Source organism: Actinoplanes sp. NPDC049118 (assembly GCF_040648555.1).
Taxonomy (GTDB): domain Bacteria; phylum Actinomycetota; class Actinomycetes; order Mycobacteriales; family Micromonosporaceae; genus Actinoplanes.
The window spans coordinates 211104-224336 of sequence record NZ_JBEZDY010000005.1; the positions used below are offsets into that span (position 1 = coordinate 211104).

Genomic DNA, 13233 nt, shown 5'->3' on the forward strand with positions numbered 1-13233 from the left:
CCGGCGGGGCGGTCAGCCGTTCATGAGCTTGAGCATCTGCTGGATCTGGTCCGTCCTCGACAGCCGGACCCGCTCCGCGAGGGCCTTCGCCTCGGCGTTGCCGCCCTGGGTGGTCTCCATCTTGGCCATCTCGACCGCGTTGTGCTGATGCGCGACGAACAGGCTCAGGAACGTCGTCTCGAACTTCGCGCCCTTCGCCTTCCGGAGCGCCGCGAGCTCCTCCGGCCCGGTGGCCGGCAGGCCGCCGTGGTCGGCGTGCGCGCTCGGCGCGTGGTCCACAGTGGTCGGCTTCGACCACTGCGCCAGCCAGTCGGTCATCAGCTTGAGCTCGTCGGACTGGGTCACGTCGATCGCCTTGGCCAGGGTGCGGATCTCGGACCGCGAGGCGCCCTTCTCGGCCAGGCGGACCATCTCCAGGCCCTGCCGGTGATGCGCGATCATCATCTGGAGGTACATCACGTCGGTGTCGTTGTGGCCGCCCTCGGCCCGCAGCGCGGCCTCCGTCGCGACGACCGTGTTCGGCGCGGCCTGCGGCGCGGTGCCGCAGGCGCCCAGCAGCAGGGCGGCGGCGATCACGACCGTCGCGTGGCGGAGCCTCACAGCGGGAGCCACAGCGCGAGGGTGAAGATCGACGGCTCCCAGCTGCGGATCGACGAGTGCCCCTGGCGGCACTTGTATCTCACGCCCTCGTAGGTGACCTCGTCACCCGTGCGATAGGCGACGCCAGGGGCCCACGCCTTGCCGTCTTCCGCCGGGGCCGGGGCGCCGGTGGTGGGTACGGCGGTCGGCGCCGCCGTGGTCGGCGCAGTGGTGGGCGCGGCGGTCGTGGGCGCGGTGGTGGGCGCCGGGGCGCCGGAATCCGCGCCGCCGCCGATGTTCAGGTCTACGCAGTTGTAGAAGGCGTTCGCCGTGTCACCGATGTTCCAGACCGCGAGCACCTTCTGCCGGCCCGGGAACGCGCCCAGGTCGATGTCGTGCGTGACCACCGCGTCCGGCTGGGCGTTGCCGCCGTCGACCGTCGCGACCTTCTTGCCGCCGACGAAGTACTCCCAGTTGCTGGTGCGGTGGCGCGCCGTCATCACCCAGGTGAACGAGACCGTCTTCCCGACGGCCTTCGCCGGCCAGTTGCGGCTCTCGTCCGCGAGCACCGAGAAGCCCGCCACGCCGCCGTCGCAGGACTTGAGGCCCTTGGGGCCCTCGACGCTCTGCGGCTCGAACTGGATCTGGCCGCAGTTCGCCACCGCGCCCGACGCGCAGAGCGCCTGGCGGCTCGGCGGCGAGGAGACGTAGCCGTGCGCGAGAGCGGGTGCGGCGACGAACAGCGTCGAGCCGGCCGCCCCCAGCGCCACCAGCGGATATGCGATGGACCTGCGCATCGTCATGGTCTCCCAACGTGTCGTGGAGGTGCTTTACGGCGGGAACCGTAACGACGCGTTCCATAACGCAGCCTTAAAGGCTCCAGAAGGGATCATGAAGCTCCGCGGCGCCGCCGTCCGGTCACGCGCGGGCTCTGCGGGTCGGGTCCGGGCCGCGGCGCCTCGAGCAGCATCGCGATCCTCGCGCCGCCGAGCGGGCTGCGGTCGATGGTCAGCCTGCCGCCCGCCGCCTCGGCCACCCGGCGCACGATGTCGAGCCCCAGGCCGGAGGAGCCGGCCCCGCTGACCCCGCGCTGCACCGCGTTCGCCGGGTCGCTGATGCCCGGGCCGGCGTCGTCGACGAGCAGGCCGGCCTCGGAGACGGTCACCCGGAAGGCGACGCCCTCGGGCGTGTGCGCGAAGACGTTGCCGAGCAGGGCGTCGACGGCCAGGATCAGCTCGCTGCGCGGCAGCGGTACGGGCACCGGCCGGTCGCCGCCGATCACCTTCCACGGCCGCGACTGGTCCTCGGCCAGCGCCGACCAGAAGGCGAGCCGCTCGGCCAGCACCTCCACCAGGTCGGAGCGCTCCGAGCCGCGGGCCTCCACGCCGAGCCGGGCGCCCGCGATGATCGCCTCCAGCTCCTCGTCGAGCATGTCGCAGGCCTGCCGCATCCGGTCCGCGATCAGGCCCGGGGGCATGGTGTCCGCGTCGAGCCGCAGCGCCGTGAGCGGCGTGCGGAGCCGGTGCGACAGGTCCGCGGCGAGTTCGCGTTCCGCATCGAGCAGCCGGCGCAGGTCACCGGCCATCGTGTTGAAGGCCAGCGCGGCGTCGCGCAGCTCGGGCGGCCCGGACGGTTGCACCCGGACGGCGAGTTCGCCGGCGCCGAGCCGGCGGCTGGAGTCGGCCAGCTCCCGGGTCGCGCGGACCAGGCGCGCGCCGAGCCGGTCCGCGACGAGCACCGAGCCGCCGACGAGCACGAGGGCGAGGCCGCCGAGCGCGAGCCAGGCCGGCCAGACCCCGCGGCGCATCTCGTCGTCGGTGACGAAGACCTCGATGACCACCGCGCGCCCGTCGCTGAGCACGCTGGGCTGCAGGTAGGCGATCCCGCCCGGCGCGGCGGCGGTCACCGGGCGGCGATAGCGGTTGGCCGAGGCGACGTCGGCGCCGGTGACGTGCGAGGCGCCGACCGGCGCGATGCCCGGCAGGTGGACGGCGAGCCGGCCCGCGCCGCCAGCGACCGTGCTGGCGACCGCGCTGGTCAGCAGCTGCGGGTCGGCGTCGACGGCGAGGGCCGCGACCATCGCCGCGGCCTGCTGGCGTGCGTCGCCGATGGCCCGGTCGTGCGCGATCTGCCGCGTCGCGAACGTCAGCGGCACCAGAAAGGCCAGGGCCACCATCGACGTGATGGCCAGCGCCAGCCGGTTCAGCTCCCATCTCACTTCGGTTCGACCATCATCACTCCGACGCCGCGCACGGTGTGCAGGAAGCGCGGCGCGGCGGCGGTCTCGCCGAGCTTGCGGCGCAGCCAGGAGATGTGCACGTCGATCGTCTGCTCCTCGCCGATCCGCGACTGGTTCCACACCTCGGCCAGCAGCTCGCGGCGGCTGATCACCTGCCCGACCCGTTCGGCCAGGTAGGTGAGGACGTCGAACTCGCGGCGGGTGAGCTGTAGGGGCTTGCCGTGCAGCGCGGCCCGCCGCTGCCGGGGCTGGATGACGAGGTCACCCACCGTGATGGTGTTCGGCGTCATGTCGGCGGCCGCCCGGGTCCGGCGCAGCACCGCCCCGATCCGGGCCAGGATGTGGCCGGCGGAGAAGGGCTTGGTCACGTAGTCGTCGGCGCCGGCGCTGAGCAGCGTGATGATGTCGGCCTCGGCGCGCCGCGCGGTGGCGACGATGACCGGCACCTCGGAGACCGACCGCATCATCCGCAGCGCGTCGGCGCCGTCGATGTCGGGCAGGCCCAGGTCGAGGATGACCAGGTCCGGCCGCTCCTCGGTGAGGATCCTGAGCGCCTCGGCCGCCTGCGCGACCGGCCGCACGACGTGGCCGGCGTCCGTCAGCGCGCGCGTCAGGGCGGCCGAGATGTTCCGGTCGTCCTCGACAAGAAGAATCAGCGCCATGGGACAACACTAGGGGGAAGTGCGATCATGGCCCACGTGCGATCTCACCGAAGCCTGGTCCCGGTGCTCGGCTGGTGCGCCGCGACCGCGACCAGCGTCGCGCTGGCCTCGGTGGCCATGCTGCCGGTGCTGCGCGCCGCCACGTCGGACGAGAGCGCCGTGGTCTCCGTCGATCAGTTGCGCGACTCCGGGGCGATAGCCCCGTCGCCGCTGCCGGGCAGCCCGCCGGCGGCGTCCCCGGAGCCGGGCACGAGCACCACCCCGTCGCGGACCAGGACCGCCAAGCCCGGCGCCACCCCGACCCGGACCTCGGCCACACCCTCGGCGCGGACGACGCCGCCCGCGCAGACCACGACCACCACCGAGGACGGCTGGACGGTGACCACGGACGGCGCCGGCGACAGGACCTTCGTGCGCTCGTTCCGGGTCGACGGCGGCCAGGCGGTGATCCGGGTGACCGAGGGCGAGGTGCGGGTGGTCACGGCCACGCCCAGCGACGGCTACTCGGTGGCGACGGTGCAGAACAGCCCGGACAACCTCGCGGTCTACTTCAACGAGGTAAACCACAGCTTCGTGATCCACGTGGTGTGGAACGTCGATCGCCCCTTCGCCGAGGTCACCGAGATCGGCCAGTAGCCGACGGCGGGCCGTCGCCTCGATGACGAGCGGGATTCACCTGGGCGCCGCCTCGGCTCACTAGCGTCCGGCCGATGACCTACGCGCCAGAGGTGAGCGTCGTCATCCCCACCCGCTCCCGCCCCGATCTGGTAACCCGCGCCGTCACCGGCGTGCTGGCACAGACCATGGACGATCTCGAGATCGTCGTCGTCGTCGACGGCCCCGACGAGGGGACCGTCGCCGCCCTGTCGGCGATCCCCGATCCCCGCCTGCGGGTGCTGCTGCAGCCGGTCAAGGGCGGGGCGCCGCACGCCCGCAACACCGGCGCCGGCGCCGCGCGCGGGCGCTGGACGGCCATGCTCGACGACGATGACGAGTGGCTGCCCGGCAAGCTCGAGGTGCAGCTGAAGCTCGCGCACTCCGCCCGGGCGGCGGCGCCGATCGTCGCGAGCCGGCTGCTCAACCGCACCCCTCGGGCCGAGTCGGTGATGCCGCGCCGGCTGCCGGGCCCGGACGAGCCGGTCAGCGAGTACCTGACCGTGCGTCGCGGCCTGTTCTACGGCGACGGCTTCATACAGACCTCCACGATCCTGGCGCCGGCCGAGCTCTTCCGCCGGGTCCCGTTCACCGTCGGGCTGCGCCGTCAGCAGGAGCTCGACTGGACCCTGCGGGCCGTACGCCACGACGACGTCGAGCTGATCGTCGCACCGGACGCCCTCGTGATCTGGCACCAGGACGAGAACCGGGAACGCATCAGCCTCGAGATGCCGTGGCGGCAGCAGCTCGAGTGGCTGCGGCGCAGCCGCGACCTGTTCACACCGCGGGCGTACGCGGCGTTCACGATGAGCGTGCTGAGCTCGATGGCCGCGCCGACCCGCAGCGCGAAGGTCTTCGGCGAACTGCTCCGCGAGGCGCGCACGCACGGCCGCCCCGGCGCGATCGACTACCTGACCTTCCTGCAGATCTGGGGCCTGCCGCCGGGGCTGCGGCACCGGCTGCGCGACAAGGTGCTCGGCCGCGGCCGCGCCGCCCGGGCCGATGCCGCACGGTAGGGAGTGCCGCGTCGTCATCTGGCGCAGCGCCATGCTGTCCGGTTCGGAGACGTTCGTCCGCAACCACGGCCGCGCCCTGGCCCGGTGGCGGCCCGTGTACCTCGGCGCCACCAGGGAGGAGTCGGCGCTGTCCGAGGACTCCGACGTGATCGTCTATCCGGACAGCGCGGCCGGCCGGCGGGCCTTTCTGCGGCTGCGGCTGACCGGCTCCTCGCCGCGGCTGACGCGGCTCGTCGCCCGGCTTCGGCCGGATCTGGTGCACGCACACTTCGGCGGCGACGGCTGGCTGGTGAGCCACGCCGCGGCGGAGGCCGGCGCGCCGCTGGTCGTCACCGTGCACGGCCACGACGTGACGAGGCAGCCGGAGTCCTCCGGGGCCCGCGGCGGCCGCTACCGCCGCAACCTGCGTACGGCCTTCGAACGCGCCGCCGTCGTGCTGGCCGTCTCGGAGCACATCCGCGGCCGGGCGATCGCACTCGGCGCGGACCCGGAGAAGGTGCTCGTGCACCACACCGGCGTGCCGATCGCCCCGGCCCTGGCGACGCCGAAGAAGTGGGACGTCGTCTTCGTCGGGCGGTTCGTCGAGAAGAAGGGCGTCGACGACCTCATCGACGCCCTCGGCGCGCTGCCGCCGCCGCGACCGCGGGCGCTCCTCATCGGCTCCGGGCCGCTGCGCGACACCATGCGGGCGCGCGCCGCCGATCTTCGCCTGGACGCCACGTTCCTTCCCGCGCAGACGCCCGCGCAGGTCAGCCGCCATCTGGCCGAGTCACGCCTGCTCGCCGCGCCGTCCAAGACCGCCGCGGACGGCGACTCGGAGGGCCTGCCGACCACCATCCTGGAGGCCGCCGTCCAGGGCATACCCGCGGTGTCGACCCGGCACAGCGGCATCCCGGAGGCCGTCGTGCACGGCGAGACAGGCATGCTCGGCGCCGAGGGGGACAGCACCGCGACCGCGCACCACATCCAGCGGCTGCTCGGCAACCCGGGCCTGCGGGAACGACTCGGCCGCCAGGCCCGCGAACGCGTCGAGACCCACTTCGACCTGCGCCGGCAGTCCGGCCGGCTCGAGGACCTGTACGACGCTATCCGCGCGGGCGCAGGACGCGGCGCGCGGTCCGCCGCGCCGCCCGGGCGCCGCTGAGCAGCGCCCGCGCGGGTGCCGTCGCGGCGAGCACCAGGTTGATCCGCTGGAGGCGTTTCAGCGCCGCCTCGCGCTCGACGAGCATCTGTTCATACCAGAGTTGTTTCGCCCTGGCCTGCGCCAGCTCCTCCGCCAGCCGCGACCGGGCGGCGAGCAGTTCCCGGACACCCAGGTCGGTACGGCCGCCGGCCCGCTCGGGCGGATCGATCTCCCGCCCGGTCATCGCGGCCAGGGTGACGGCCAGCTCGGCCGGGCTCCGCGGCGCCGGCCAGGGATGGGGATAGCCGCCGTCGATCAGGTCCGCGGCGAAGCGCGCCAGGGCCGCGCCGGGATCCTCCGCCGGGGCGAGCGCGGTGAGCTCCCCCGCGGCGCCGACGACGACCTGGTCGGCCGGTACCCCGGCGGCCGGGCCGTCCAGCCAGGCGCCGAGCAGCTCACGCACGGCGGGCAGGTCCCGCTCGAGCGCGGCGGCCAACAAAAGATCATGGAGGGTACGCCCGGACGGCAGCGTCCGGCGCAGGTCGACGTCGGCACCGACGGCCAGGATCCAGGCCGGCGCAAGCTGCGCCGCGGCGCCGTGTCGCAGGGCGCTGACCGCGAGCCGGCGCGGGTCCGTCAGCACGTTGCCGAGGGGCTCGACGGCGCGGGTCAGCAGCGCCGCCAGCGCACCGGTAACGTCCTCGCGGTCCAGCTCGCCGGCCTCGAGCACACACGTCGGCGCGAGCGGGTCCGGGTACGCCGCGTAGGCGCGGGCCGCCGGTCCCAGCCGGTCCAGCACCCGGGCGAGCCCGGCGGGCCGGCTCGGGTCGTGCTCGCCGGCCGCCGTCCAGTCCGCGTCGGCCGGCCGTCCCGGCAGCGCGACCAACCGGTGCAGGCCGAGGTGGTTCTCCACCGTGAGCAGCAGGGTTCCGCCGGGCCGGAGCAGGTCGAGCAGCAGGTCGAGGGACTGGCCCCAGGACAGCTCGACGCCCTCGGCCGAGGCGAGCACCTCCAGGCCGGCCAGCGCGATCACGGTGTCGAACGGTGCCTCGGCGCCGAACTTGGCGAGGCCGCCGACGCAGACGGTGGCCTCGGGGAAGCCGGCCGCGAGCGCGTGGCCGTCGGCAACGCCCCGGACCAGCAGCGTCAGGTCGTCGGCCGGGGCCAGGCCGACCAGCGCCGGGTCGTGCGGACCGGCGATGAGGGTCCGGCCACTGGCCGCGCCCAGCAGCGGACCGAGCGCGGCGCCCCGCGCCGGCCCCGGACCGTGTGCGCCGTCGAGGTCCGACCACCGCACCATCTCGTCGCCGAGCAGCCGCGGGTTCATCGGACACCACCGTTCGCCGTCTGCCAGCCGAGGATGCGGGTCAGCTCGGCCGGCGGGAGCAGGCGGTCGGCGCCGAGTTCGGCGACCGCGATCTCCTGCGCCGCGGCCGGGTCGACCCACGGGCCGTGCAGCTCCGGCCACTGGCGCCGGATCCGCTCCGGCCCGCCGAGGGCGAGGTCCTCGCGGTCGAGCAGCATGGGGTCGCCGTAGACCGCCGGCTCGCAGCCGGCCAGCGCGCCGTAGAGGACCGCGCTGCAGAGGCGGTTGGACGCGACCCGGCGATGCCGGCGCAGCTCCGCCGACTGGCGGCGGAGGAACTCCGGGTCCAGGCGCTCCCACCTGCCGCCGCGGTAGCCGTGGCAGATGACCCGGAAGCCGGCCCGCTCGTAGCGGCGGCGCACGCTCGCCGTGCGGTACTCCTGCCAGTACAGGCAGACGGTGACCGGGCCGGGCTCGGTGTCCCTGATCTCCGCGATGAGCCGGGCGTGGTCGCCCAGCACGTGCTGGCCCTCCCAGCCGTGGAACGGGTACCAGATCGTGCCCTCCCGCCGTACCCCCGGATCCCGCTCCATCCGCAGCAGGTACGCCCAGGGCGAGCCGACGACATAGGTCTCCCGCCGCCCCAGCGACCAGGCGCGCCGCCGGGTCCGCTCCGACCAGAGCAGCACCGGGGTGCCGGCGACGAACTCGTGGTCGGCGGCGAGGCCGTCACCGATGTTCCAGCCGTGCTGCAGGTAGCCGTGCAGGCGGGGCGGGTCGGCGTCGTCGAGGCCGCAGTAGCGGGCCAGCACGTGCGAGTGCCCGTAGTAGTGGTTGGCGTGGTGCACACCCCATCGCACACCGCGCAGGCGTACGGCACGTCAACGACGGTCGTCCGCCGGGTGTCCGGCAGCCGATCAGGCGCAGACGACCTGCACGCCGGCGTCGCGGAAGCCCTCCAGCAGCTCCGGCGGCGCCCCCGAGTCGGTGACCAGGGTCTCCACCTTGCTGATCGGGCAGATCCGGGCGAACGCGTGCCCGCCGAGCTTCGACGAGTCGGCGATCACCACGACGCGCTTGGCCCGGGCGACCATCAGGCTGTTCATCGCGGCCTCGCCCTCGTGATGCGCCGCGGCGCCCAGCTCGACGTCGAGCGCGTCGACGCCGAGCAGCACGATGTCGAGCGTGACCTCCTTGAGCAGCGCCCCGCCCAGCGGGCCGACCAGCTCGAACGACTGCGGGCGCACCACGCCGCCGGCCACCACGATCTTCATCCGCGAGCGGACCAGCAGTTCGTTGGCGATGTTGAGCGCGTTGGTCACCACGGTGAGCTGGGCGCCGTCGCCGCTGGTGTTGAGGTCGGGCCGCACCGCGAGGGCCCGGGCCACCTCGGTCATGGTCGTGCCGCCGTTGAGGCCGACGACCGTGCCGGGCACGACCAGGTTCGCCGCCGCCTCGCCGATCCGCTGCTTCTCCGCCGAGTGCTTGGCGCTCTTGTAGCGCAGCGGCAGGTCGTACGAGACGCCGTTGGCGACCGCGCCGCCCCGGGTCCGGGTGATCATCTGCTGCTGGCCGAGCTGGTCGAAGTCCCGGCGGATGGTCGCCTGCGAGACGTCGAGCTTGTCGGCCGCGTCCTCGACGCTGACCCGGCCGCTCTCCGCGAGCAGCTCGAGCAGGGCATTCCACCGCGCGTACCGGTCCACCCGAGCTCCCTGCTGCACGTTTCGTGATAAGAGTGTGCACATTAGTGCGCGAAACGTCGCGAAGCAAAGAGAGTGCCTGCGCGAACACGCTACGGTGGTTGCGGACGCGCAGAGCTTCGAAGCAGAATGACGCTCGAAATAGCGGCGAACCGAGCGCATCTGCGCAGGCGATTGAGGGAATACTGCCATGAGTCACGTCAAGGTGGAGATCGCCAGCCAGCCAGACTGCTGGCTTCAGGCGGCCAAGCTGGCCGGCTCGCCCGGCCTGCCCGCGGCGGGCGAGCGGGTGGCGGTCGCCGGCTGCGGCACCTCGTGGTTCATGGCCAAGGCCTACGCCGCGCTGCGCGAGCAGGCCGGCCGGGGCGAGACCGACGCGTTCCAGGCGTCCGAGTTCCCGCTGGGCCGCAACTACGACCGGGTCGTCACCATCACCCGATCCGGCACCACGACCGAGGTCATCGACCTGCTCGACGCCCTCGACGGCCGGACGCCGACCACGGTGATCACCGCCGACGGCACCGAGCCGGCCGCCACGGTGGCGCGCGACGCGATCGTCCTCGACTTCGCCGACGAACTCTCGGTGGTGCAGACCCGCTTCGCCACGAGCGCGCTCGCCCTGCTCCGGGCCCACCTCGGGACGGACCTGGAGCCGATCGCCGCGGACGCCGAGGTCGCGGTCCGGCTGCCGATGCCCGTGCACCCCGCGCTGGCCCAGCAGATCACCTTCCTCGGCCGCGGCTGGACCATCGGGCTCGCCGAGGAGGCGGCGCTCAAGTGCCGCGAGGCCGCGATGTGGTGGGCCGAGGCGTACCCGGCGATGGACTACCGGCACGGCCCCATCTCCATCGCCTCGCCGGGCCGCGTGGTGTGGGCGTTCGGCGACATACCGGCCGGCCTGGCCGACGACGTCGAGGCGACCGGGGCCGCGTTCGTGCACAGCCGCTACAACGGCGGTTACGCCGCCCTCGGCAACTGGCGCGGCGGCCGGGCACCGCTCGACCCGATGGCGGACCTGGTCGTGGCCCAGCGCGTCGCCGTGCTGCTCGCCACCAGCCAGGGGCTCGACCCCGACCATCCCCGCAATCTCACCCGCTCGGTCGTCCTGCCGTGACGACCGCACGACGGCACCACCTGACGCAGCGCGGCGTCGATCCCGGCATGCGCTGACAGAAGGGTAGGACCGTGAGCGACGAGGTCGTGGTGGCGCTGGATGTCGGCGGCACCGGAATGAAATGCGCCCTGGTGCGGCCCGGCGGCGCGGTGCACCACGCCGAGCGGCATCCGACGCTGCCCGCCCGTGGGCCCGAGGCGGTCACCGGGAACATCCTCGACATCGCCGCCGGCCTGGCCGACCGCGCCCGCGCGGACGGACTGCGGCCGGTCGCCGCCGGGGTGGCGGTGCCCGGCGTGGTGGACGAGGAGACCGGCACCGCCGTCTGGTCCAGCAACGTCGGATTCCGCGACGTGCCGCTGCGCGACCTGGTGTCGGCGCGGCTGGGAGTGCCCGCGACGCTCGGGCACGATGTCCGCGTCGGCGGGATGGCCGAGGCGCGCCTCGGCGCCGGCCTCGGCCAGCGCAACGTGCTCTTCATCGCCATCGGCACCGGCATCGCCGCCGCCCACGTCGTCGACGGCCGGGCCTTCGGCGGCGCACACGGCGCGGCCGGCGAGGTCGGGCACGTCATCGTCCGGCCGGGCGGGCCGCGCTGCGGCTGCGGCGGCCGCGGCTGCCTCGAGTCGGTGGCCTCGGCCTCGGCGGTCGGCCGGCGCTACGTGGAGCTGTCGGGCATCGAGGGCGTCACCGCGTTCGACGTGGCCACCCGCGCCGCCGCCGGCGAGGAGCTGGCGAACTCCGTCTGGACCGAGGCGGTCGAGGCCTTCGCGGACGGGCTGCTCACCGCGCAGGCCCTCTACGACGCCGGGATCGTCGTGCTCGGCGGCGGGCTCGCCCAGGCCGGCGAGGAACTGCTCGCGCCGCTGCGGACCGCGCTGGACGCCCGGATCACGTTCCACCGGATGCCGCGGATCGTGCGCGCGGCGCTCGGCGACACCGCGGGCTGCCTCGGCGCGGCCCTGCTCGCGCTCGACAGCCTGGGAGCACCCTCTTGACGGAGAAGATCAGCGGCCGCGTCGTCCGGCCCGGTGCGGTCGTGCCCGGGTACGTCGAGGTGGACGGGCCGACGATTCTGTCCGTCTCGGCGAAGGGCACCGCGGGCGACGACATCATCGTCCCGGGCTTCGTGGACCTGCACTGCCACGGCGGCGGCGGGCACACCTTCACCCAGGGTGACCCGGCGGCCGCCCGGGCGGCCGCCGCCTTCCACCTGCGGCACGGCACCACGACGATGCTCGCCAGCCTGGTCAGCTCCCCGTACGAGCTGATGCGCGACGCCACGGCGGCGTACCTGCCGCTGGTCGTCGACGGCGCGATCGCCGGGCTGCACTTCGAGGGGCCGTACCTGTCGCACGCCCGTTGCGGGGCGCAGAACCCGGCGTACCTCCGCGATCCGTCGCTGGAGGAGCTGACCGCCTTGATCAAGCTCGGCGACGGCGCGGTCCGCATGGTCACCATCGCCCCGGAACTGCCCGGCGCCCTGGCCGCCGTCGACCTGCTGGTCGGCAGCGGGGTCGTCGCGGCGCTGGGGCACACCGACGCGACGTACGAGCAGACCCTGGCCGGTGTCGCCGCGGGCGCGACCGTCGGCACGCACCTGTTCAACGGCATGCGCCCGGCGCACCATCGCGAGCCGGGCCCGATCGTCGCGCTGCTGAGCTCCCCCTCGATCGTCTGCGAGCTGGTCGCCGACGGCATCCACCTGCACGACGGGATGCTGCGTTTCGCGGCGCAGGCGGCCGGGCCGGACCGCGCGGCGCTGATCACGGACGCGATGGACGCGGCCGGCATGCCCGACGGCGAGTACGAACTGGGCGGCCAGGCCGTGGCGGTGGCCGACCGGGTGGCGCGGCTGGTCCGGGACGGCTCGATCGCGGGCAGCACCCTGACGATGGACGAGGCGTTCCGGCGGGCGGTGGGCGCGGGCCTCGACCTGACGACGGCTTCGGCGATGGCGTCGACGACGCCGGCCCGCGCGCTGGGCCTGGCGGATCAGGTCGGCGCGCTGGAGGCCGGCCTCCGCGCGGATCTGGTCGTCCTGCGCCCGGACCTGACGGTCAGGCGCGTGATGCGCGCAGGCGCCTGGGTCTGACCGCCTGCTCCCCCGCGACCACCGGGCGGTCGAGCCCGGCGGGCCGGTCGACGCCGTTCGGCAGGCGCGGCAGCGGGATGGCGTCCCACGGGATCCGGGTCAGCAGGCGGGCCAGGATCAGGCCCAGCAGCAGCCCCGCCACCGAGTCGGTGATCCAGTGGTATGCCAGGTAGGTAGTGGTGAAGAACACGATCGCCGGTGGCAGCACCCGCAGGGCCGTGTAGGCGCGCGGCGACAGCGGCGGCCGGTCGAGCGACCGCAGCAGCGCGCTCGCCAGCAGCGCGATGACGGCGTACCAGGCCACCGCGTTGGCGACGTGCCCGGACGGGTAGCTCATGGCCAGCGGGCCGGCGGCGGCCGGGTTGAACAGGATCTCCGGGTCCGGGCCCTTGAAGTGCGGTGCCGCGCGGTCCAGCCAGATCTTCAGCGGGCCGATCGTCGCGGACGTCACCAGGAATGCGGCCACGATCACCAGCAGCGGGCGCACCGAACGCCTCCGCCAGGCCACCAGCCCGGCCAGCAGGATCGAGGTCGACATCAGCACCTGGCCGCCCTGGCCCAGGTAGTTGAACACCCGCAACGTCATGCCCAGCGGCGCCGGACGGTGATCATCAACCCAGGCGGCCACCTGCAGGTCGAGCGTGAGCAGGTGGCCGCGGGCGAGCGCCACGGTCAGCGCGACGAAGCCGGCGAGCAGGGCGGCGTCGAACCACCAGCCCCGGGGCCGTACGGGCATGAGCATGGC

At 74.2% G+C, this 13233-nt stretch carries 14 protein-coding genes; 6 read left to right on the plus strand and 8 right to left on the minus strand.

Features of this window, described 5'->3' with window-relative positions:
* Window positions 1–12: 12 nt before the first annotated feature.
* From AB0B58_RS09985 to AB0B58_RS10000, 4 genes are all read right to left on the minus strand, one after another.
* Window positions 13–612 (minus strand): DUF305 domain-containing protein, encoded by a 600-nt coding sequence (locus AB0B58_RS09985; RefSeq protein WP_360220535.1) that lies wholly within the window; start codon window positions 610–612, stop codon window positions 13–15.
* Window positions 597–1382 (minus strand): lytic polysaccharide monooxygenase, encoded by a 786-nt coding sequence (locus AB0B58_RS09990; protein ID WP_360220538.1) that lies wholly within the window; start codon window positions 1380–1382, stop codon window positions 597–599. The genes AB0B58_RS09985 and AB0B58_RS09990 overlap by 16 nt, the downstream gene beginning before the upstream one ends.
* 86 nt (window positions 1383–1468) lie before the next feature.
* On the minus strand, window positions 1469–2797 hold the full coding sequence (locus tag AB0B58_RS09995) for a HAMP domain-containing sensor histidine kinase (protein WP_360220541.1): 1329 nt from the start codon (window positions 2795–2797) through the stop codon (window positions 1469–1471).
* Window positions 2794–3480, minus strand: a complete 687-nt coding sequence (locus AB0B58_RS10000; protein ID WP_360220544.1) for a response regulator transcription factor — start codon at window positions 3478–3480, stop codon at window positions 2794–2796. Before AB0B58_RS10000 ends, AB0B58_RS09995 begins: the two co-directional genes overlap by 4 nt.
* Window positions 3481–3516: 36 nt before the next feature.
* On the opposite strand from AB0B58_RS10000, the gene AB0B58_RS10005 reads away from it, so the two are divergent.
* The 3 genes from AB0B58_RS10005 (at window position 3517) to AB0B58_RS10015 (ending at window position 6294) form a co-directional block, all read left to right on the plus strand.
* The gene (locus tag AB0B58_RS10005) at window positions 3517–4116 is read left to right on the plus strand and encodes a DNA mismatch repair protein MutL (protein ID WP_360220547.1); all 600 of its coding nucleotides are present in this window, start codon (window positions 3517–3519) and stop codon (window positions 4114–4116) included.
* Between the two features lie 74 nt (window positions 4117–4190).
* The gene (locus AB0B58_RS10010; protein WP_360220550.1) at window positions 4191–5150 is read left to right on the plus strand and encodes a glycosyltransferase; all 960 of its coding nucleotides are present in this window, start codon (window positions 4191–4193) and stop codon (window positions 5148–5150) included.
* A 31-nt stretch (window positions 5151–5181) separates the two neighbouring features.
* Entirely contained in the window at window positions 5182–6294 is a 1113-nt protein-coding gene (locus tag AB0B58_RS10015; RefSeq protein ID WP_360220553.1) for a glycosyltransferase, read from the plus strand.
* Here AB0B58_RS10015 and AB0B58_RS10020 read toward each other — a convergent pair.
* The 3 genes from AB0B58_RS10020 to AB0B58_RS10030 all read right to left on the minus strand — a co-directional run bounded on the left by AB0B58_RS10020 (window position 6236) and on the right by AB0B58_RS10030 (window position 9282).
* Window positions 6236–7600 carry a hypothetical protein gene (locus AB0B58_RS10020; protein WP_360220556.1) on the minus strand — a complete coding sequence of 455 codons (1365 nt, stop codon included), beginning with the start codon at window positions 7598–7600 and terminating at the stop codon, window positions 6236–6238. The two genes, AB0B58_RS10015 and AB0B58_RS10020, sit on opposite strands and share 59 nt — an antisense overlap.
* Window positions 7597–8427, minus strand: a complete 831-nt coding sequence (locus tag AB0B58_RS10025) for a hypothetical protein (protein WP_360220927.1) — start codon at window positions 8425–8427, stop codon at window positions 7597–7599. Before AB0B58_RS10025 ends, AB0B58_RS10020 begins: the two co-directional genes overlap by 4 nt.
* Before the next feature lie 69 nt (window positions 8428–8496).
* Window positions 8497–9282: a DeoR/GlpR family DNA-binding transcription regulator gene (locus AB0B58_RS10030; RefSeq protein ID WP_360220559.1), complete on the minus strand. Its 786-nt coding sequence runs from the start codon at window positions 9280–9282 to the stop codon at window positions 8497–8499.
* 187 nt (window positions 9283–9469) lie between these two features.
* Between AB0B58_RS10030 and AB0B58_RS10035 the strand changes: the two genes are divergently transcribed.
* From AB0B58_RS10035 to nagA, 3 genes are all read left to right on the plus strand, one after another.
* Window positions 9470–10393, plus strand: a complete 924-nt coding sequence (locus tag AB0B58_RS10035; RefSeq protein ID WP_360220561.1) for a sugar isomerase — start codon at window positions 9470–9472, stop codon at window positions 10391–10393.
* 71 nt (window positions 10394–10464) lie between these two features.
* Complete coding sequence (locus tag AB0B58_RS10040; RefSeq protein WP_360220564.1) at window positions 10465–11391, plus strand: ROK family protein; 927 nt, start codon at window positions 10465–10467, stop codon at window positions 11389–11391.
* A complete protein-coding gene (gene nagA, locus AB0B58_RS10045; protein WP_360220567.1) occupies window positions 11388–12488 on the plus strand; it encodes an N-acetylglucosamine-6-phosphate deacetylase in 1101 nt (366 codons plus the stop codon). Before AB0B58_RS10040 ends, nagA begins: the two co-directional genes overlap by 4 nt.
* Here the strand turns inward: nagA and AB0B58_RS10050 are convergent.
* Window positions 12454–13230, minus strand: a complete 777-nt coding sequence (locus tag AB0B58_RS10050) for a phosphatase PAP2 family protein (RefSeq protein ID WP_360220570.1) — start codon at window positions 13228–13230, stop codon at window positions 12454–12456. The two genes, nagA and AB0B58_RS10050, sit on opposite strands and share 35 nt — an antisense overlap.
* Window positions 13231–13233: the final 3 nt, after the last annotated feature.

Excerpts from the sequence above, each read along its gene's own strand:
- AB0B58_RS09990 (WP_360220538.1), bottom strand. The coding sequence starts at position 1,382 with ATGACGATGCGCAGGTCCATCGCATATCCGCTGGTGGCGCTGGGGGCG.
- AB0B58_RS10000 (WP_360220544.1), bottom strand. The coding sequence starts at position 3,480 with ATGGCGCTGATTCTTCTTGTCGAGGACGACCGGAACATCTCGGCCGCC.
- AB0B58_RS10010 (WP_360220550.1), top strand. The coding sequence starts at position 4,191 with ATGACCTACGCGCCAGAGGTGAGCGTCGTCATCCCCACCCGCTCCCGC.
- AB0B58_RS10015 (WP_360220553.1), top strand. The coding sequence starts at position 5,182 with ATGCTGTCCGGTTCGGAGACGTTCGTCCGCAACCACGGCCGCGCCCTG.
- AB0B58_RS10020 (WP_360220556.1), bottom strand. The coding sequence starts at position 7,600 with ATGAACCCGCGGCTGCTCGGCGACGAGATGGTGCGGTGGTCGGACCTC.
- AB0B58_RS10035 (WP_360220561.1), top strand. The coding sequence starts at position 9,470 with ATGAGTCACGTCAAGGTGGAGATCGCCAGCCAGCCAGACTGCTGGCTT.
- AB0B58_RS10050 (WP_360220570.1), bottom strand. The coding sequence starts at position 13,230 with ATGCTCATGCCCGTACGGCCCCGGGGCTGGTGGTTCGACGCCGCCCTG.